Raw genomic sequence first — 19,643 nt, 5'->3', positions numbered from 1 at the left:
CCAAACCGGAAAACCGAGAGTCGGTCCATCGCTTCTCCCCACCCGAACCCCTTTCCCAGACGGTCGGATGACCAGGCTTACAGAGTCTTCAAATAAGCCACAAGGTTCGCCAAATCGCTCGAATTGAGCGCCGGATTGCCGGGCATCGAGGCGTCTCCGGTTTTTATCCATTGGCCTACATTCGCATCTGTGAGCGTTTGGCCGTTCGGAAGTTTATCTTTGTGGAAAATCCCTTTTAAACCAGGCCCCACTACTTTATCCGTCCCCACCGAGTGGCAACTGGCGCAGTTGCTGGCAAAAAGCTGCTTCCCCTGCCCGGCGTTCCCGGCAGCCGTAGCCGGGGGTGTCTGCGCCGCGGTTTGGGTCGTGGGTGCCGGCGACGAGCCAGAAGCAGCACCTGGGGAAGACGCCTTGCCGCCGTTCCCGGCAGCCGCTCCACACCCCGCCGTGATAAGCATAACCGCCAACAGAGTTCCGGCGATCCTCATATTTCGTTTGACCATTTTCCTCTCCTCCATACCTTTCGCCAATGAATTATTGGGCTATTACTCTTTCGCATTCTTTACTTTCTGCCCCGCGGCAGTGGTATCAAAGACAAACTTTTGCCCCTGGGTTTCGACAAATATCTGCCATTTACCGGACATGCTCAACATCTTCCGTACTTCGTAAGTCCCCTTACCTTTAGCGGTCGCCTGAACCAGGTTATTCCCCATGTCCATATTCGTCATTTTAAAATCCATCTTAACCGGAGTGTTCAGGGCTTGACCGTTGCGGGTTATTTTAAGATCATAGGTATTCGGCACCAGGCTTTGCTGAGGATATGGCGTAATGGCCATCTCCACGGTAATCCCGTTCTTGCTTTGGCTAAATTCATAGTGCCGGCTGCCGCACCCGGCCAAACTAAATACGAGCAAAACCGCGCAAAATCCCATTGTCAACGGTTTTAATAACGCAATCCGCCTTCTGTTCTCCGTAACCGCTCCTGATTTCTTCATTCCTGCCACGACATTCACCTCCCTTCCGCTTCAGTTCACACTCCGCTCATCCGGAATCGTTTGAAAAGATTTACCCCCAGCATCTTTCACCCGTCGTCGGGCGGGGGGAAAAATACGGTGCCGCAGCCCGCGAAGCATAGCCACATAGCCGCCGAAACTCCACAGGACAATCGTCAGGAGTGACAGAAGCGGTCCCTTAAAGCCGGGCAGAGCAGCCATCGCTTCGGTAGCGGGACCGAAGAGCAAGTTCACCCCACTCAGGCGAATCGCCAGCACGCGCAGCAGATCGGCCGGGTTAAGCGCTAAAAAGCCATACAACACCAGCATGATCGGAAAACCGCTCAGGGCCATGAGGAGCTGAGTCACTGTGGCATCGTAGAGAATGACGGCCAGAAACCAAACCCCCAAGGCCCCCAACAGGGCCATCATGCGATTTTTGGCCTTGAGGGATATGACTGAGCCCAGTGTCAGAAAAACAAAAGCCAAGATGAGGGAAATTACTAGATTGACCAGAAAGGGAAGAAGCTGTTGGTCGGCCGAAACTAAAACCAAGATCAGACCGGAAGCGCCAAAGCCGGCCAGCAGCGCGGCCGCCACCGCCACCCATTGTCCCAGAACCCGTCCAAGGCAAATGTCTCTTAGCTCCACCGGCTGGGTCAACAAGAGCTCCATCGTACCATCCTCGAACTCACCCGCGAACCCCTGAGAACCGATGACTAAACCGATCAGGGGAACCAATAAAATGGCGAGATTCAGCAGGCTCACGCCGACTCGGCTTAGCTGCACGTCCGTGGCGCCCGGAGACAAGAAACCTAATAGAGACATGGCAGCGGCCAGAAGAAAAAACACGCTGCCGAAGCCCAAGATTAAGCGGTTGCGGGACGCTTCGATCAATTCTTTTTCCACTAGGATTAAAAGATTCCTCCGCCTCATATTGTCACCCGCTCCCTCAGCTCACAGACGCTACACTTCCCCGCTCCATGAGCACTCTATGATTAACAAATCCGGAAACTAAATCATCGGCGATATGCGTAGAAATGATTACGGTTCCGCCTTTGTCAGCAAAACCCCGCAAGGCTTCTTTCAGACCATCGGCCTGCTCCCGGTCCAAATTGACGGTTGGTTCATCCAGCAAGAGGTATTCCCCGCCGCCCAGGAAAGCTTGAGCCACTGCCACTCTCTGCTTTTGCCCCCCGGACAGGGTCCGCAAGAGACGATTTTGCAGATCAAGCAGGGCAAAACGCTCCAGAACGCCTTGCAGGTTATCCGCGTCGCGCAGCTTGGCGAAGAAACGCAAGGTCTCCCCGACTGTCAAATTGGGATACAAGGCCACCTTCTGCGGTACATAGTGCACCGACTTCTTAAAGACTCCGACATCCCCCCTCGGCCCGTACGCTCCCCAATTCAGACTTCCCTCGTCCGGCGGAATCAGTCCGGCCATCATCTTAAGCAAAGTCGTCTTTCCGGCCCCATTGGGCCCGCATAAAGCCCAAACTTCACCGGACGGGATCTCCAGGGAAACATCCCTAACCGCCACCAGCGAACCGTACGATTTCCGGACCTCAACGATTTGCAACATTCAAAGGCCTCCTCCGTCTTCCCGCGAGAAAAAACCCTAACCCGATCAGCGTACTGGCGAACGATAATAGTGCAAAGAAAAGACGCGTCTTCAAGGGCTCCGGGTCCCTCAGCCAAGAAAGCCATTCCCGTTTCAGTTCGGGCTGACGCATCAAAGGATGATCATCCTGAATGCCGGGCAGCTTCCATAACGGAAATAACTGCATTCCCTGAGCCACCGCTTGCAGCCCCGGGCTGCCTGCGAACAATTCCAACATGGGCTGATCGTAAACCGCCTGGGCAAGATAACTCACTGAGTGGTAGGGGATGGAACCCAGATCCGAACCGGTGAAATCATAACCGGCATAGTCGCTCCAATAATTCCCCCGCCCCTCAGCCGACCACCGATTGGGCAGGGCTCCATAGTCCGAGCCCACCTGGATGACATTATCCCGGGCGGAATTGCCGGTAAATAGATTACCACCGGAGGTGCCAAATACTCGGAAGGCCACCCCGCAGTTGATCACGGCGTTTCCTTCTATCCGGTTGTTTGTCGAATGGTCGAGTTGAAAACCCACATTGCTTTCCATAACCAGATTATCTTTGATCAGACAGTCGTCGGCATTCATGAGCAGAATGGCAAAAGCTCTCTGCCCGGGAAAATCGAAAAAGATATTGTTGGTAAAAGAGATGTGCTTGGAATACATGGGCGTAGCCCCCGCAACATCCTGGGAAAAGGTGTTATGGTCGAAGGCGTTGTCATCGGAATACATATAATGAATCCCATAGCGCAGATGATCAAAGGTCGTGCCGGTAATGCGATTATCTGGGGAAAACTCAAACTTGCAGCCGTCGCGGACATCCCATACGTGGCAATTCTCCACCCGGTTATGCGCCGAGCGCCAAAAACCGATGCCGTCGCCGCGATCTTCCGGCAGTAACTGAACCTTTCCGGCAATATCCGTATCCCGGATCAGACAATCATTGCTCTGTTGCAGATAGACACCATGCTCGATATTTCTCATCACCACATGATCCACAGATACACACCGTGAATCATCGATTTTGATGCCCGCGTAGGGCAAAATTCCCGGTCCGCCACTGTTAAGCAAAGTCACATTTGTTATACTTACGCCGTGCGTTTTCGCCACCAAGATCACATTGCCCCGGTTTCCGCCATCCACTCTCACGTCTCCTTGCCCCACCAGAGCAACGGGCTTGTCAATGACAACATGCTCCGGATAGGTTCCGCCTTTGATGTCAATCGTTTGACCGGGCTGCGCCGCTTTGATCGCACTGTTGATGGTTTTAAAGCTTTCGCCGGGGCCAACCGTCAGGCGGGGCATTCCGGCCGCCTGGGCCGGCGCAGGCTGGAACAAACCTACCAGCAAAACCAGCGCCAATGTTTCGCAGATGACAAGCTGCCTCAGCCTGCTCATCTCAAAGCCTCCCTTCTCCGCTGAGGCCGGGCCTCAAACCGGTTTAGCGTCCTCATGCTTCTCAACGTTTGCAACCCTATCGTGGTCTTTTTTAACGATGCTGTTACCGCTATCCTTTTTCACCGGATTGCCGTCCTTGGAGAAAATCGCCGCGCAGAGCAAAACTACCCCGATGACGATGGTCAGACCGCCAAAACCGAACCCGGTCTGAACATGAAAATTGGCCAGCATATAATTTCCCATGATTTTAGGAGTGAAGCCAGGCACCTGAATCGCGGCATCCGGGGCAAAGTCATGCCCGTATTCGTAAAGCCGGTAATAAAAATCTCCGCCCATAATGCCCAGCCCAAGCAAATTCAGGATTGTTGCGCCGATCAGGATCCCCCGTTTGGGCCAAATGGCCGGGATGAGACTGATCATGATTACCGCGGCGAATACGATAGGTATCCAGTGAAATTCCGGCAGGGAATTGTCAATGTTCATCATGCCGATATAGTGGTTGAGGATATTCAGCTCGTGCAGATCCCCCGTAACCTTGGTGGCAAAAATGTTCAAATGGAGTCCGTTGTAGTAGAACGTGGAGGTCAGGGTCATTCCCCACAGTTTCAAAGTCATGGAAAGCGCAAAGGCTAAGGCAGCCCCCAGCGCTAACAGCCTCTTCGGCTGCCAAAACGTATTCATTCCTTATCCTTCCCTTCCGGCCGGGGCCGGGAACCGGCCCCGGCCTTTTGGCGCCCTGCGGGTTGAAGCTTCCCGGCGGAGCAAGGCAGCGCGTCACGATGCCGACAGATTTTTTGCTTTGGCTACAGTACCGATTAAACTTTCGCTTGCACTCAACCTCCGCCTGTTTGCTTAAGCATCCGCTCGGCTTAAGAATGTGGTTTAACCAGAAGATAGCCCATCATTTCCTCATGCAGCGCGGAGCAGAAATCCGTGCAATAGAAGGGAAAGGTCCCGGCCTTATCGGCCGTAAATGAGGCACGGACCGTTTCCCCCGGGTCGGCCGCCAGGTTGATATTGTACTTAGAAATCGCCAGGCCGTGCGTGATGTTAGGCTGCTGCTCAATATTGGTTAAATAGAGGTCCACGTGATCCCCCTGATTGACCTCAATGTTGTCGGGGACAAAATGGCTGCGCACAGCGGTCATATAGACTTTGACCTCTTTACCGTTGCGGACCACTTTGGCCTGGGCCTCGTTCCAGGTAGAATTTGGCCGCGCTGTGTCTTTGGGATAAACATTCAGCGGATGAATCAAGTTGGCCGGAATAATGGTTGCATAGTGCGGTTCCCGGTCGCTCGGGGCCTCGTTGACTAACTGCATTTTCGGCCCTTTGCTGATATCAAATAGCTGCTCTGTCACCGGATAACCGGGGCCTACCGGGAGAAAGCGGTTCAGAGACATTTTGTCCAGAGCGACCAGCCAATGGCCAAAGGGATGCTCGCTGTCTCCGCCGGCCACGGCCACGTGCCCCACATTATAATTGACCGGTTGTTTGTCGATCACTTTCCAGGTACCCAGTTGCCATTTGGTCACCGCGCTCTCCACGAAGAGGCTGGTATAGGCATACCCTTGATTGTCAAATTGCGTATGCAGCGGACCGACGCCGACGGGTATCTGGGCCTCCTGGACATCCTGCCATTTGATCACCGGTAATCCCCACGTCGTTTTTTCATAGTCCTTATGGGCAATCGCTTGCTTCAGTTTGTCCATGCTGATTACGGTCACCACGGGGTCAAGCTTAGAGGAATAGCAAATCCATTTGCCGTCGGGGCTGACATCTACACCGTGCGGATTCTTAGGAATCGGCAGCAACCAGGCGATTCCCGGGTGCTTGCGGGGATCGATAACTTTTACCCCGTTGATGATCGCGTCGTATTTCCCCGCGTCGATAAGTTTTTGGGCGGCCTTATAATCCATGAACAAAGTCAGGTCCCGGTCGAACTTTGTCGAGTTCTTTTCCAGATCAGTGGTGGCTTCCTCACTGTTATAGGAAGTGTAGAAAACATAGCCTGCCGAGTCAGCTTTGCCCACCGAAGCCAAATCATAATCGTAAGGAGGCAGCAACATCTCATAATCTAGGCCCATTTTACCCGGTTGCCCAGCCTTCAGACCTTCCCGATTGGTGTTCACACAAGCGGCAACCCCATAATACTGGTGTCCCCATGTGTTTAAGGGCGCGTAGTTGGGTTTGCCGTTAGCGACCGGGGCACTGAACTCGGACGCTGTAAACAAATACTTGCTCTCCGGATCCGTTGATAAGGAATGCAACCCCATAAGATTGGGAACATTTAAGATCTGAGTCGTTGTGAAGGTTCGCAGATCCACCTGCCCGATCCGGTCGTTCGCTTTATCGTTGACCCAGACGAATTGCCCGTCATATGTCCCTTTGGTCTGACTCATCACCGGATGATGCGCATCTCCCCAAGTATACTTGCCGAGCATTTTTTTCGTCGCGGGCGTGAAGCCATATCCCGTGTCAGGAAAAGGATCGAAAACCGGAATGGTCTTCAAAATGCGCATCGAAGGAATCCCAAAAACCACCATGTTACCAGACTGACCACCGGAAGCAAACATATAAGCCTGGTCCAACTGCCCTGGGGGAACCCATCCCTCATTGCTGCTGACCACGCTGTTTGTTTGGACCTGAGAAGCACTGTCAAACGTAAGCTTTCCCCCGGCTACACCTACGATCAAGCCTATAATAAGCATAATGGCCAGCCCTTTGTAGTTTTTCCACTGCCTTTCAAACATTGTTCCAACCCCTCTTTTGTGTTCTGTCAGACTTACCTTTGTCTTGGGTTTCCTGAGACCGCCTTGCGCTGAGCTATCGGATACCACCCCTTCCCTCATTGACCGCTGATACCTTTGAGGATCTCGTCACATTCTCTTGTGAACCCCACCACATTCCTTGGTGGATGTCGTCACTTAGTTTGCGTAGCATAAAGTGTGCCAAACTTTTTATCCGCAAAGCAAAAAAGTGCAAAGTACTCGGCAACCGAACAAAAATTCGGCTCCAAAAACCTTTGCACTTGCGGACTTTATATTTTTAACGAAGTTCACACTTTACTAACAAAAAGGTCGAATTTCCAACATCCTTTCTTCATAATTTCTGTACGACTGGGATCTCCAGGTCCCACATGCGATCCATCTGTCTCAGCAAGGTGGGACATGGAGATCTCACTTGGGCGGGCCCCCCGTGAGCCAACGGTGAATGGTTCTGCGATCAATCCGGGCCAATTGAGCCGCCCGGGAAATATTACCTTGGGACTGCTCAAGCAATTGTTTTAAGTATTTCTCCTGAAAACAGTTGAGCCAGCGTTCTTTTGCTTCACGATAGGATCCTTCCAGAGAGGGCAAATCGGCAGGGGACACCGTCACCGGGTTCAAAGCCCCAAAGCCGCTTACCGCTTCTTGTCGCCCATCCCTTTCCGGATCTTCGCGGCCAAAGTTGTATACCCCACTGCCGCGGGCCGCATCCCGAGGCTGAATATCGGGCGCAAAATCCCCGGCCTCAAGCTCGGTGGTCTCACAGAGAACCACGGCCCGCTCGATGGCATTTTTTAGTTGCCGGATATTCCCCGGCCAAGGGTAGGAAACAAGAAGACTCAGGGCCTCCTCCGCTATTCCCCCTACGTCCTTGCCTAAGCGCACATTAGCCTCACGCAAAAACTCCCTGGCTAACATAGGGATGTCTTCGATCCTCTCCCTTAAAGGGGGCAACTGTAACCTGACGACATTGAGCCGGTAATAGAGGTCCTCCCTAAACTTTTTCTCCTTTATCGCTTGCTCAAGGTCAAGGTTGGTCGCGGCAATGACGCGTATGTCAACATCTAACCATTCTTTCCCGCCCAAATGCCGAAGGGTGCGCTCCTGAAGAACCCTCAGCAGCTTAGACTGCAAACCAAGCCCTAGTTCTCCTAACTCATCGAGAAACAAAGTGCCGCCATGGGCTAATTCAATCAGCCCGCTCCTGGTCTGATTGGCCCCGGTAAAGGCCCCTTTTTCATAGCCGAACAATTCGCTTTCCAGTAGGTTCTCCGGCAAAGAAGCACAATCGATCGGTACAAATGGCTTGGCGATCCGGCGGCTGTTCGTGTGGATAGAGCGGGCGAAAAGTTCCTTCCCGGTGCCGCTTTCTCCCAGAATCAAAACACTGACGTCCGTGGCCGCCACCTTGCGGATGAGAGCAAAAGCCGCTTGAATGCTCGGGCTTCGGCCCGTAAGACCATCTATTGGGTAAGCCGCCCGCAATTGGGCTTTTAAATCCTCATTTTCATTCGTCAGTTTAATCTCGCGCAGGGCCTTTTCCACACAGACCCGCAGCTGTTCGGCGGAAAACGGTTTGGTCAGGAAATCAAAGGCCCCGCTTTTGATCGCTTCAACAGCGACATCGATACTGCCAAAGCCGGTAACCACGATCACGAGGGCTCTCTTCGTTCCGGCCGTGGCCGCTCTCACGATCTCCATCCCCGAACACCCGGGCATCTTCAGATCCGTCAAGATGATATCAAATGATTCTCTTTTCACCCGCTCCCGCGCATCCGGCCCATTCGTCTCAATTAAGCACTCCAGGTGCAGGGGACGCAGCAAACGGGCACAGGTCTGGGCCATTTCCAATTCGTCGTCAATGATTAGAACTTTCGGCATGCTTTACCCACCCTGTCCGATTTCGGCAAGCTCAATCTGAAAACAGGCGCCCCTCGATGAATTCTCAAGGGTCAAGCTTCCCCCCATCTCCTCCGTCAGCTTGCGGCTGATAGCCAAGCCCAGGCCTGTACCCCGTCCGGCATCTTTCGTGGTAAAAAAAGGCTCGAAAATCAGGGCTCGGGAAGCCGGCGGAATCCCGGGGCCGCTGTCCTGAACCTGAAGTATGATCTTGCCGGCATTCCGCCCCAGTCTTATCAAGAGTTCACCCTCCCCCAGCATGGCGTCCAAAGCATTCCAGACTAAGTTCAGGAAAACCTGCTGCAAGTGGTTAGTGTTTCCTGCTGTCCACAAGGGGCCGGCGGCCGGTCCCTCATAGTGCAGAGCGATACCTCTTTTACTCAGGGTTGTCTTCACGAGGGACAGGACTTCCGCTATGGCGGCATGCACATCAAACTTCTCCTTCTCCGCCGCGGCAGGCGTGCGAGCCATATTCAGAACGGTACGGGAAATCTGACCCACCCGTCTTGCCTGCTTGATAATCACCCGTAAATCTTCCCGGATCTCCTCCGGCAGATGCTCCCCCTGCTCCAACAAGATGCACTCCGCCCGCGCGGAAATAATACCCAGGGGATTATTGATCTCATGGGCAATATCCGCCGCCATCCTGCCCGCGGTGGCCAGTTTTTCGGCCCGAAGAAGATTGCCGGCCAGTTCACCCAAATGCAGATTAGCCTCCAGCAAAGCCCGTTTTTCTTCCTCAACACTTTGCAACAATTGGTCTCTTTGTACCGTGATCCCCACAAGGTTCGTCAAAACAAGGAGAATCTCCAAGTCGTCAATCTTAATATTTCCGCTCTCCGGCATCGTTAAACTCAAGATCCCCAATACCTCCTTACCGCCGACAATGGGTAAACAGGCATGGGCAGGGCTTCTTTCCGCCTTCGTAAGCGCACAGCCCTCTGTCTCGTCTTGCGTCAACTTTAGAACCGGCAGAGCGTCCTTTAAAACCGGACAATCGTGCGAGCAGTTCCCGCAATGACACAGCCCCGCTTCCGCCCCCGAATGGACAATCTTGTGGCTGCGGTAAGAAAAAACCGCCCGGGTTTGTGACCGGACTAAGCTTACCGCCAATTGTTCGGGCTGGAAAAGGCGGTCAACCTCCGCCAAAATAAACTCAAGGTTTTCCGGCAAGTTTAAGGGCACAAAACTCAAGAGATTGACGACTTTCGTCAAAGAACCCAAAGCCGTTTGCGTGTTTGTCATGTCACACCGCTCAGTCCTTTTTCGAAATCCCTGCCCTCGAAGCAAACCGCTTGAGCATGTTCCAATCGGCCTCCAAGGGTAATTCGCACCCCGTACTCAGCCAATAATCAGGGCGCCTCCGATATCTTTCCACAAGCCCAGAGATCTCACGATAGAGCTCGTCGCTGTCCGGCAAGGCAAACAAATGGGGTTTTAGGCCGCCGGCTATAATGGCGGCAGGCACCGCTAAAGCCGCGTCGAGAGATACCATATAATCTACGGTCAGAACGTCCGCCCCTGTGCGGGCCAAGTCAGATAGAATCTCCGTAACATTGCCTGTGACCATTAACCAGCGTATCGGCACACCTTCCTCCGCCAAGCCCCGCATCAAGGCCTGATGCTCCTTCAGCATCCAGCGCCGGTAGTACTCCGCCGGGAAAAAAGACGGCGAAGCGCAAGGGTCACCCACAAGGATGGCATCTGCTCCGGCCTCTCTATACGCTCTCGCAATTTCCAAGCCCACCCGCCGGGTTTCCCCCAGCAACGAAGGCACCTTTTCCGGGAAATCCGCGGCAAAATACAGAAACTCCTCCATCCCGAATAATTGAGCCGCCAAGGTCACCGGACCCAGCACGTGGGCGATGATGGGAAAGCCTCCGCCGCTCTGTTTCAAGCGCCGGCAGACTTCCAGCAGGACGGGAATCCGATTCCCGCCATTTTGCCAGGGTGGCAATATATTATCTTTGTCCCAGTCGTCCAGCAGGATCTGAGTCACATACGGGTAGAACGGCCGGCTGTAATCGAGGCGGCACCCCAGAGCTTCCGCCTCCATGGCATTGTCCCCGAAGACGAACAGAGCATCCGCGTTTAAATACTGCCTGGCCTTGACTTGGCCCGCCGCCATAATTTCCGGGTGGTGCAGGTATTCGGACAAGGAGTGACCCGTGTGAGCGTAAGCCGCGCCAAAGATCAAGGGAAGCCAAGGAGTCCTGTCCGGCTTTTCCCCCCGCAAAGTTGCCAGCAGCCGTTCAAAGGCTTCCATCGGGCGGCACCTCCCGTAAAAAATAATTCAAGCCGTCAAAGACGTCACGCGCCACATAATCAACATTCAGATATTCCGCCGAAGCCTGACGCACCGCCGCTCCCCCGGCCACAACCGGAATATGGCCGAGACCTCGGGCCCGGCAGATCTCCTTCACTCGGCGGATCGTAGGCGAAGTGACCGTAATGAGGCTAGAGATGCCTATGGCCTGTGCCTTTTCCTTGGCACAGCATTCCGCAAATGCTTCCGGTTCGACATCTTTGCCCAAATCAATCACCCTGTACGTTGCCGACCTCAAAATGACCGAGAGGACCTGCCGGCCTAAATCGTGGATATCACCCTTGATCGTTCCCACAACAATCCCCGGTTGAGCGGCGAACATGCTTGTCCCCGCTTGCAGGCGCGGTTGGACGACTTTATCGATCACGTACATCATCGCGCGGCCGGCAAGCAATATTTCCAAAAGGTTAAAATCCTCGGCCGTGCAGCGAGGACCCAGCAAAGCCAGAGCTACGGTAAGGCCGTCCCGAACGATCTGCTCCGGGGTGGCTCCCGTCTCAAGAAGCTTCGCGGACTCATTAACAGCTTCTTCCCGCTTTCCGGCCATGACGGCGGCAATCAACGGCTCAAAATCATTCACACCGTCCTCACCCCTTTGCTTCGCGTCACTTAGGAGAAAAATACTCATCAACAAAATGCTGCCCTTGGCGACTATTCTATCCAACCCGGCGCCGGCCACCTCATTCCGGGTGCGGCGGGACTATGTTCAACTTTAGTTGAACGAGTTCACTCTGCTCACGCCACTTTGCTGGGGCCTCAAGGTCGCCTCGAAAAAATACTCCCGGTTACAGGCACCTTGTGTTAGGATAAAGCTAAGGAATCTCACCGGGGGAGACCCCCGGGCCCATATCAGCGGCCGGCCCCCAGACTGGCTCCGGCTCATAGCCGGTACTGATGCGGGAACCGGCATTGATCATTGATCCGAGAAAGGAATGATTTGTTTATGGAAAATCCCCGCCGCTGCAACCTGGGAACAATCGCTGCCGCCGCTTTGGTCGGCGGACTGGCCGGAGCCATAACCGGGCTCCTTATCGCCCCCAAAAGCGGCCGTGACTTGCGCAGCGACCTGGCGCAGGCTCTGACCGAACGGGTCGGAGATCCGCAATGGCTAGCCAAAGCCAAGCGCTTGACCGAAGATTTGCAGTCTTTCCTGCAGGAAGCGACCGGCAGCGCCAAACCCGGGTACGTCACCATTCCAATCAGAGATCGGGAGCCGCAAGCCGAAAACCACGGGCCGGAGTGAAAAAACCCCGCGTCCTACTTGTCCGGCTGGCTTTGGCGGGCGCGAATCTTCTCCCACAGGCTTAAGCCTTCCTTGACCGCGGCTAAACTATTCACGAGAAAAAGCAGCGGCTCCCCTTTGACCTTGGCCATACCGGCGGCCGCCCGGCTGACGCCATCCTCCACTAATTCGCTGGTTACCCGAACCTTCCGGGCGACTGCCAGAACATTCTCAAGAAGCGCCGGCAGCTGAACGTTGGCATTTTGCAGAGTATGTCTCGCTTCCTCCGTCAGCTTGCGCAGGGAATACACCGCTAAAGCCGCTTCAAAAGCCAAAACTCCCAGGAAAACGGTCATCACGATGGCGCATACTTCATATACTGTCGCCATGCTCTTCCTCCCTCAGCCGTGTCAGGGCATTCAATTTGCGACCGCTTTGGGGGTCGCATTTTCTACTATTCGCGATCTTTTGCGTAAATTCCTCCCGCGGCCGCTTCTGTACACTGGCATCGGCAGAGATATTCGAATTCCCTGGTCTTGCCGCTCGCTCCTGAGGATCGTTTCGCCCAATTTACCACCTGGCTGATGATTGAGGCCATGGCCTAAGACTCTGAAGGTGATGAGCAACTGATGAACAATATTAATATATCTATTAATATTGTTAACTAAACTATTGACATAATTAAGTGGCTCTGTTATTCTTAGAGCAGAAAAGGCGGCCGCTCCGACAAGGGTTGTTGGTATATAAGGGCTGGTATCGATCGAATACCGGGCAAATACCTTTGTCAGACGAATACTTTTGTCAGACGACTGCCTGTGTCAGACGAATACCTTTGTCAGACGAATACCTTTGTCAGACGAATACCTTTGTCAGACGACTGCCTGTGTCAGACGACTGCCTGTGTCAAACAAATGCCTTTGGAAAGTTCTTGAGAGGTGATTCCATGTCCTATCGCATACCCCATCGTTGTCCGGTGTGCAGCCACGAACTGATCATCACTAAGCTCGCCTGCACCCACTGTCCGACCAAGGTTGAAGGAGAGTTTTCGTCGTGCAAGTTTTGCCGGCTGCCCACCGAACAATTGGAATTCGTGGAGGCTTTCATTAGGTGCCGGGGCAACATTAAAGAAGTAGAAAAAGTCTTGGGAATCTCCTATCCCACGGTGCGCAGCCGCCTGGACAGCGTGATCGAGGCTTTGGGTTACGGTCCCGACAAGGCCGGGATCCACACTCCGGAAGAGAGTGAGCGCAGGCAAGAGATCCTGATCGCTTTGGAGCGCGGGGAGCTCTCCGCCCAAGAGGCGGCCAGGCAATTAAGAGGCAGACGCTAGATCCTAAGGGCATCACCGGCGGCTAAACCTCGGCTGACCCGGCGCTTATCTCAGCGAGGCTTGCGGTTAAATCTCGGCGACACCGTGACCACGGGCGAACGTCGGAAGTGTTTAGTGAACCTTTTGGGGGCCAAGGAGAGTCCGCCCGGGCGCAAGGCGTCAAAAGTTGAGACGAGGCGGGTCATTAAAGCGCCCCGGCGAGAAAAACGAAAGGATTGACGATGATCATGAACGAAGAGAAATTGAAGGTTCTGGAGATGATTCAAGAAGGAAAAATTAGCGCCGCCGAAGGAATGGAGCTGCTTAAAGCCTTTGATGAGGGGCAAGATGGCGAACCGTATCTCGGTCAACGCAGAGCCGGCTCGGCCCCCAAGGATCAGGCCCAAGACCAAGAGACTCATGGCGGCGCCACTTCCTCAGCCGCCGAACACTTTTTGAGGGTTCGCGTCACCGGGGACAAGAGCAACAAAGTCAATGTCAACATTCCGTTCAGTCTGATCAAGTCCGCTTCCAAGCTCGCCCGCTATGCCTTGGCTTTCATTCCTGCCGAAGCCCGGGCAGAAATGGAGAAAAAAGGGCTTGACCCCTACGACATCAATATCGAGGAGCTGGTCCGGCTGCTGGAGCAGGGAACAGACGGAAAACTGGTGGATATCGAGACTGAAGATGAATACCAAGGAAAGGTCAAGGTCGAAGTCTGTGTGGAATAAGGCCACTTTCCTGATCATCGGCCTCAAAACACCCGGGTTTCCGCGAATCTCTCTGCCCGTGCCTTTATTCGTTCTGGAAGATTTCCTGGGGGCCCTCGGCAGCTTTGTCTGGCTCGGGGAAAGGGTGTGGCGGAAGTGGGCTTATCCGTACCGCGGCATCCCACTCCCCAAGAACCTTCACGGGGTCAGTACCGAGATACTGCAAGACTTGCGCCGCCACAAGGGCTTGAGGCTTGTCGACGTGGAGGCGTCGGGGGTCAGAGTTTACCTCGCCCTCAAGTAGGCTCGCGGAACCGCCGCCTCGGAGGAATTGAGATAACGTCAGTAACGGAGGGATTCGATGCGCCGCCAACTCTGGACTTTCCTCGTCAATACCACGGCTTTCTATCTGGCCGCTCAGGTTCTGCCCATACATGCGGCCACTCCCTGGACTTACCTCTGGGCCGGTTTCGTTCTGACTCTGGTCAACTTCTTCCTGCGCCCCCTGCTCATCCTATTAACGTTCCCTTTGAACTTGCTCACCGTGGGACTCTTTACTTTAGTGGTCAATACCTGGATGCTGATGCTCACAGCTGTCTTTCTGCCGGGTCTGGTTATTCCGGGCTTTGGCGTCGCCTTTTTAGCCGCTCTTCTCATTTCCTTGGTGAATTGGCTGGCCAAAACCTTGAGGCTTCTCCGTTAAAGCGCCGTTTGGTCCGCCGGCTTCTCGGCCGTGAGGACAAAATCTTCCGCCGAGTGACGGTCATCATACTTTTCCAACCCGTACATAAGCAAAACGCAGACCAAAGTTAAGCCGGCGGCCAGAAGCCAGCCCGTTGCCATCGTGACATATCTCAGCATCTGTCCCATCCCCAAAGGCCCCAGGGTATAGCCCAACCCCATAATGGTCGGAATCAGCGCATTCATCCGTCCTCGGTGCGAAGCAGGGGTATGGTTGACTAAGAAAGGAATCGCACTGATGGAAAGCACAATTTCACCGATGGTAAAGATAAAAGCACAGACGAATATCAAGGGCAAGGATTCCACGACTCCCAAGAGACCAAAGCCGACAGCGTAAAAAATCCCGCTCAAAACCATGCGGCGTATATTTTTGAGCCGAACCGTCATCCTGGTTAGTACGGGGGTGAAAATCATCACGATTAAGCCGTTAAAAGCCGCCACCAACCCGAAATATCTGGCCCCGGCGGCTCCGAAATCCCGGACGGCCTGCATGGGCAGGAGAAAAGCCCATTGGGCATAAGTGAAATTATAGCCAAAAATGATGAAGGCAAAGTAGAGGAGAATCGGCCGCTTGAAGAGCACGCTGAAAATCGATCCCTCCTCCCGGCGTTCCCAGCGCCGGCCCTCATCGCCGATCTCCTCCCGCGTGCGGTGCAGGGTATCCTTGACAAAGAACACCACCAGGCTCAAAGCCAGCAAGGCTGTCGCCGCGTCGCCGATAAAGACCAAGGACAGGTGATTTTGGAAAAGCATCCCCCCCAGAACAGGTCCGACCGCAAAACCGATATTCCATCCCATATAAATGAGAGAGTAGGCTCCGTTGCGGTTTTCCGGGGTTGTCAGATCTGCCAGGAGCGAGACATTGGCCGGATCGGCCATAGCCATGAACGCCCCCGCCAACATCAGAACAGACACCATGACCATTGAGGGCCCCAGCATACCGCAGACAATATAAAGGGCCGCCCCCAAGAAACTGCAAATCACGATCAGATTCTTGCGGCCGAAACTGTCTGCCAGCTTCCCCCCCAACATCGATGCGGGCATATACAGAAACCCTGCCGCACTTATGTACAGTCCCGCCGCTTCTTTCGACAACCCAACCTTTTCTGTCAGGATCAAGGTCAACAGGGGCATGACGAAACAGCCCAAAGCGTTGACAATCCTGGCGATAAAGATAATGTAAACTTCTTTCGGCAGCCCTTTATAGGGCTTAAGCAAGCCGCGAAACATGCTACCCCTCCACTCTCTTTTTCCTATCCACATAAAATATCTAAAAAATAAGTCATGGCCCGCCTCTGGCATAAGAGCTCAGAGGGGATCCATGACTTTCTTTGGCCGTTCGAAGGCAGACAAACCAGGGGCCGACTCCGGAGTACCAAAATAATAGTGCTCAGAAGCGCGAAACCAAAAAAGTCACGGAATCTTGCGACCCCGCGACTTAACGTTACCGGCGAGCCATTTGACCCAATTCCCTACATCACATCAGATCGGTTCTTAGATCGGTTCTCGGTTCCCTGTTGCGAAGGCCGACATATGAACTTGCGCCAAAACCAGCAAAGCCGAACTTACGGCAAAACACTTCAATGCCAATGAGCGCCGTCATGGGTCAAGCCTCCTTTCAGTCAGATACGCCTGGCGTATGAGTCTTTCACAGGATTACTTCTGACTCTCTGCTGCGTACCTTTGTAGTATACCATACCTTCATACCTGAATACAATATGCATTTTAGACTCCCCCGGGGACACGTCCAAGCTCACTGCTCGCCAACCGGGCCAAGACATTTTCCCGTCCCAACAGGGAGATGATGCGATCGATCTCGGGCCCGTGTTTTTGGCCGGTGAGAGCGATGCGGACCGGCATATAGACGAGCTTGCCGGATAACTTTAATTCCTTGGTAATCTGCTTCAGAATGGCCTTGCAGTTCTCGGCGCTGAGGTCTGCCGCCTCTAGGATCTTGGCCCTGAACAAAGCCAAAACGGCGGGTACCTGTTCTCCCCGCAGGATCTCCTCCGCCTCAGGATCTGGAGCCGGCACCTCCGCTCCGGAAAAATAATGAATATAATCCTTCACCTGAGCTAAATAATCCAGGTGATCTCTAACGGCCGTCACAAATCCTTCCAACCAGCGGGATTGTTCCTGACTCAAAGGCTCTTCCGGAAAAAGCCCGGCCTCCCGCAAATGAGGGAGAGCCAATTCCGACAGGCGCTGCACCGACGCCTCCCTGATATAATGAGCATTGATCCAGTTGAGCTTGTTCACATCAAAGACCGCCGGGCTTTTGGACACCCGGTCCAAAGAAAAGGCCTCGGCCAGCCGGTCGATCGAATAAAACTCCTCCTCGCCGGACGGAGCCCAGCCCATCAAGGCGATGAAGTTGATCACCGCCTCGGGCAGGTATCCTTTTTTCCGGTAATCGATGACCGCCGTATCACCGTCCCGCTTGCTCATTTTCCTGCCCTCTGTATTGAGAATGAGGGAGATATGGGCAAACTGCGGCACAGGAAAGCCCAAGGCTTCGTAGAGCAAAACTTGGTTGGGGGTATTGGAAAGGTGCTCTTCCCCCCGGATCACGTGGGTTACTTTCATCGTGGTGTCATCCACCACGACGGCAAAATTGTAGGTAGGAATACCATCGGATTTGACGATGATAAAATCCCCGATGCCGTCGCTGTCAAACACGACCTCTCCCCGCACCAAGTCGTGAACAACAATCTTTTTGCCGGCGGGGACCCGGAACCTGACCACCGGTTGGCGCCCTTCCGCTTCATAGCGCGCCCGCTCTTGCGCTGTCAAATGCCGGCATTTGCCCCGATAGTGCGGCGTCTCCCCGCGGGCGCTCAATTCCCGGCGTTCCTCTTCCAACTCTTCTTCGCTACAATAACAGTGATAGGCCCGGCCGCTTGCCAGCAACTTATCCGTGTGCTCTTTATACAGGGCAAGGCGCTCTGTTTGCCGGTAGGGTCCGTATCCCCCCCCCACCTCAATTCCTTCGTTCCATTGGATACCCAGCCAGCGTAAGGCTGCCAGAATATTCTCCTCCGAAGCACGGCTGGAACGTTCCAAATCCGTATCCTCGCTGCGTACGATGAAAGTCCCCCCGGATCTCCGGGCCAAAAGATAATTAAAAAGAGCGGAACGGGCACCCCCGATATGAAGCGGGCCCGTGGGGCTCGGCGCAAATCTGACGCGAACTTCCATACACTAATCCTCTCCAAACTTTCGTAGATTTGTTTCTCGGCGCTGCCAGGCACGTCAAGACTCCTCCCCGGAGTTCGGTTCTCTCCCTTCTGCCACCGTTACCAGCGTAACCACCGCCTGAGCGGCGATCCCTTCTTCCCGGCCGGCAAAGCCCAGGCATTCGGTCGTGGTCGCTTTGACCGAAACGCGGTCCTGGGCGACAGCGAGCGTGCGCGCAATGTTTTCCCGCATCGCGGGGATATAGGGCGCGAGCTTGGGCTTTTGCGCAACCACAATACTGTCCAGGTTGCCCACCCTGTAACCCCGCTCTTTGATCAAACCTGTCACACGCTCCAACAAAACCAGGCTGCTGATTCCCCGGTATTCTTCCTCCGTATCCGGAAAGTGAACCCCGAGATCCCCCAGGGCCAAAGCGCCGAGCAAGGCATCCATGATCGCGTGCACGAGGACATCGGCATCCGAATGTCCAAGCAATCCCCGGGCATAAGGAACTTTCACTCCCCCCAGCACCAGAGAACGGCCGTCCGCCAAGGCATGAACATCGTAACCAACCCCAACCCGGAAAGGCGGAGTTCGCGCTTCATAGTTCTCGGATCTCTTGCCGGCCGGTTCAGTCAAAAAATCCGATTCCTGCCGGATCATCCGATTTTTCTCCTCGGCAGGAGCCACCTGCTGGGCACAGGGGCCCACCCTTGCGGCCGGGTCCTGTCCATACCCGCTTGGCGAGGTGCCGGCGGTCCTATGTACCCCAGGATCTTCCTCTTCGCCGGCAGCGGCGCCGCTCGCCGCCGCGGTTTCCGCACGGCGCCTCTCGAGAATCCTCTCGGCCAAGAAGAGATCCTCGGGCGTCGTGATCTTGATATTTTCAAACGAACCGGGCAGGACCCTCACCGGCTGCCCCAGCCATTCCAGCAGCGCCCCGTCGTCGGTCGCCGCAAAGCCGGCCGCCCGGGCCTTAAGATGGGCCTCCCGCAGAAGCTGCCGCTCAAATACTTGAGGAGTCTGAACCGAACAAAGTTCCGAGCGCGGCAGGGTTTCCAGTACCCAACCCGCCCCATCTACTCTCTTAATGGTATCCTTGACCCGCACAGCCATAATGGCTGCGACAGATCCTGCCGCTTTTCCCAGGAAACGGTTCAGTTCCGTCAACGTTAAAAGGGGCCGGGCCCCATCATGGACCACCACTGTTCGGATGGTCTCACTGAGAGCCTTAAGCCCCGCTAGGACTGATTCTTGACGTTGTCTTCCCCCAACAGGAATCCCGCTGACTTTACTGAAACGGAATCTCCGTACGAGCTCCCAAATCTGCGCGATATCCTCTCCGGCCCCTACCACTACAATCTCCTTGATGCCTTCCGCTTCCTGAAAAACTTTAAGCGTGTGGGCAAGAACCGGGATTCCGGCCAGCGGGAGAAACTGCTTGTGCACCCCGACACCCATCCGGGTCCCTTGACCGGCCGCGGGAATAATCACTCCCAC

Annotated in this window: 21 protein-coding genes and 1 pseudogene; 5 read left to right on the top strand and 17 right to left on the bottom strand. The window is 54.5% G+C overall.

The features are described from left to right. Window positions 1–77 precede the first annotated feature (77 nt). The 11 genes from MNU25_RS03475 to MNU25_RS03425 form a co-directional block, all read right to left on the bottom strand. Entirely contained in the window at window positions 78–503 is a 426-nt protein-coding gene (locus tag MNU25_RS03475; RefSeq protein WP_240983796.1) for a c-type cytochrome, read from the bottom strand. Between the two features lie 42 nt (window positions 504–545). Then, window positions 546–995: a FixH family protein gene (locus tag MNU25_RS03470; RefSeq protein WP_240986711.1), complete on the bottom strand. Its 450-nt coding sequence runs from the start codon at window positions 993–995 to the stop codon at window positions 546–548. A gap of 30 nt (window positions 996–1,025) precedes the next feature. Then, window positions 1,026–1,928, bottom strand: a complete 903-nt coding sequence (locus MNU25_RS03465) for an ABC transporter permease (RefSeq protein ID WP_240983795.1) — start codon at window positions 1,926–1,928, stop codon at window positions 1,026–1,028. Window positions 1,929–1,944: 16 nt separating this feature from the next. Further along, on the bottom strand, window positions 1,945–2,574 hold the full coding sequence (gene ccmA / locus MNU25_RS03460; protein WP_240983794.1) for a heme ABC exporter ATP-binding protein CcmA: 630 nt from the start codon (window positions 2,572–2,574) through the stop codon (window positions 1,945–1,947). Continuing rightward, the gene (nosD, locus tag MNU25_RS03455; protein ID WP_240983793.1) at window positions 2,558–3,991 is read right to left on the bottom strand and encodes a nitrous oxide reductase family maturation protein NosD; all 1,434 of its coding nucleotides are present in this window, start codon (window positions 3,989–3,991) and stop codon (window positions 2,558–2,560) included. Before nosD ends, ccmA begins: the two co-directional genes overlap by 17 nt. Before the next feature lie 33 nt (window positions 3,992–4,024). After that, a complete protein-coding gene (locus MNU25_RS03450; RefSeq protein ID WP_240983792.1) occupies window positions 4,025–4,672 on the bottom strand; it encodes a hypothetical protein in 648 nt (215 codons plus the stop codon). Window positions 4,673–4,860: 188 nt separating this feature from the next. Further along, window positions 4,861–6,744: a Sec-dependent nitrous-oxide reductase gene (gene nosZ / locus MNU25_RS03445; RefSeq protein WP_240983791.1), complete on the bottom strand. Its 1,884-nt coding sequence runs from the start codon at window positions 6,742–6,744 to the stop codon at window positions 4,861–4,863. A gap of 426 nt (window positions 6,745–7,170) precedes the next feature. Then, a complete protein-coding gene (locus MNU25_RS03440) occupies window positions 7,171–8,640 on the bottom strand; it encodes a sigma-54-dependent transcriptional regulator (protein WP_240983790.1) in 1,470 nt (489 codons plus the stop codon). 3 nt (window positions 8,641–8,643) lie between these two features. Further along, window positions 8,644–9,903 (bottom strand): ATP-binding protein, encoded by a 1,260-nt coding sequence (locus MNU25_RS03435; protein ID WP_240983789.1) that lies wholly within the window; start codon window positions 9,901–9,903, stop codon window positions 8,644–8,646. A gap of 10 nt (window positions 9,904–9,913) precedes the next feature. Continuing rightward, entirely contained in the window at window positions 9,914–10,924 is a 1,011-nt protein-coding gene (locus tag MNU25_RS03430) for a uroporphyrinogen decarboxylase family protein (RefSeq protein ID WP_240983788.1), read from the bottom strand. Then, window positions 10,911–11,648, bottom strand: a complete 738-nt coding sequence (locus MNU25_RS03425) for a cobalamin B12-binding domain-containing protein (protein WP_240983787.1) — start codon at window positions 11,646–11,648, stop codon at window positions 10,911–10,913. Before MNU25_RS03425 ends, MNU25_RS03430 begins: the two co-directional genes overlap by 14 nt. 279 nt (window positions 11,649–11,927) lie before the next feature. On the opposite strand from MNU25_RS03425, the gene MNU25_RS03420 reads away from it, so the two are divergent. Next, the gene (locus MNU25_RS03420) at window positions 11,928–12,227 is read left to right on the top strand and encodes a YtxH domain-containing protein (protein ID WP_240983786.1); all 300 of its coding nucleotides are present in this window, start codon (window positions 11,928–11,930) and stop codon (window positions 12,225–12,227) included. Between the two features lie 14 nt (window positions 12,228–12,241). Here the strand turns inward: MNU25_RS03420 and MNU25_RS03415 are convergent, their stop codons facing one another. Further along, window positions 12,242–12,595: a hypothetical protein gene (locus tag MNU25_RS03415; RefSeq protein ID WP_240983785.1), complete on the bottom strand. Its 354-nt coding sequence runs from the start codon at window positions 12,593–12,595 to the stop codon at window positions 12,242–12,244. Between the two features lie 554 nt (window positions 12,596–13,149). On the opposite strand from MNU25_RS03415, the gene MNU25_RS03410 reads away from it, so the two are divergent. The 4 genes from MNU25_RS03410 (at window position 13,150) to MNU25_RS03395 (ending at window position 14,928) form a co-directional block, all read left to right on the top strand. Continuing rightward, on the top strand, window positions 13,150–13,536 hold the full coding sequence (locus tag MNU25_RS03410) for a DUF2089 domain-containing protein (protein ID WP_240983784.1): 387 nt from the start codon (window positions 13,150–13,152) through the stop codon (window positions 13,534–13,536). A 221-nt stretch (window positions 13,537–13,757) separates the two neighbouring features. Further along, on the top strand, window positions 13,758–14,246 hold the full coding sequence (locus tag MNU25_RS03405; RefSeq protein WP_338077716.1) for an SHOCT-like domain-containing protein: 489 nt from the start codon (window positions 13,758–13,760) through the stop codon (window positions 14,244–14,246). Next, window positions 14,236–14,529: a hypothetical protein gene (locus tag MNU25_RS03400; protein ID WP_240983783.1), complete on the top strand. Its 294-nt coding sequence runs from the start codon at window positions 14,236–14,238 to the stop codon at window positions 14,527–14,529. The genes MNU25_RS03405 and MNU25_RS03400 overlap by 11 nt, the downstream gene beginning before the upstream one ends. A 57-nt stretch (window positions 14,530–14,586) precedes the next feature. After that, a complete protein-coding gene (locus tag MNU25_RS03395) occupies window positions 14,587–14,928 on the top strand; it encodes a phage holin family protein (RefSeq protein ID WP_240983782.1) in 342 nt (113 codons plus the stop codon). On the opposite strand, the gene MNU25_RS03390 is transcribed toward MNU25_RS03395, so the two are convergent. The 5 genes and pseudogenes from MNU25_RS03390 to ispD form a co-directional block, all read right to left on the bottom strand. After that, a complete protein-coding gene (locus tag MNU25_RS03390; RefSeq protein ID WP_240983781.1) occupies window positions 14,925–16,196 on the bottom strand; it encodes an MFS transporter in 1,272 nt (423 codons plus the stop codon). The genes MNU25_RS03395 and MNU25_RS03390 overlap by 4 nt on opposite strands. Before the next feature lie 247 nt (window positions 16,197–16,443). Beyond that, window positions 16,444–16,569, bottom strand: coding sequence for a hypothetical protein (locus MNU25_RS20075; protein WP_261487046.1), 126 nt, complete (start codon window positions 16,567–16,569; stop codon window positions 16,444–16,446). A gap of 122 nt (window positions 16,570–16,691) precedes the next feature. Beyond that, window positions 16,692–18,164, bottom strand: a complete 1,473-nt coding sequence (gltX, locus tag MNU25_RS03385) for a glutamate--tRNA ligase (protein WP_240983780.1) — start codon at window positions 18,162–18,164, stop codon at window positions 16,692–16,694. A 54-nt stretch (window positions 18,165–18,218) separates the two neighbouring features. Then, window positions 18,219–18,782, bottom strand: a complete 564-nt coding sequence (gene ispF, locus MNU25_RS03380) for a 2-C-methyl-D-erythritol 2,4-cyclodiphosphate synthase (RefSeq protein ID WP_240986709.1) — start codon at window positions 18,780–18,782, stop codon at window positions 18,219–18,221. Window positions 18,783–18,983: 201 nt separating this feature from the next. Next, a pseudogene (ispD, locus tag MNU25_RS03375) lies at window positions 18,984–19,637 on the bottom strand (2-C-methyl-D-erythritol 4-phosphate cytidylyltransferase); the annotation flags it as partial. Window positions 19,638–19,643: the final 6 nt, after the last annotated feature.

Source organism: Acididesulfobacillus acetoxydans (genome assembly GCF_902729405.1).
GTDB lineage: Bacteria > Bacillota > Desulfitobacteriia > Desulfitobacteriales > Desulfitobacteriaceae > Acididesulfobacillus > Acididesulfobacillus acetoxydans.
This window is presented reverse-complemented; position numbering and strand designations above follow the sequence as displayed.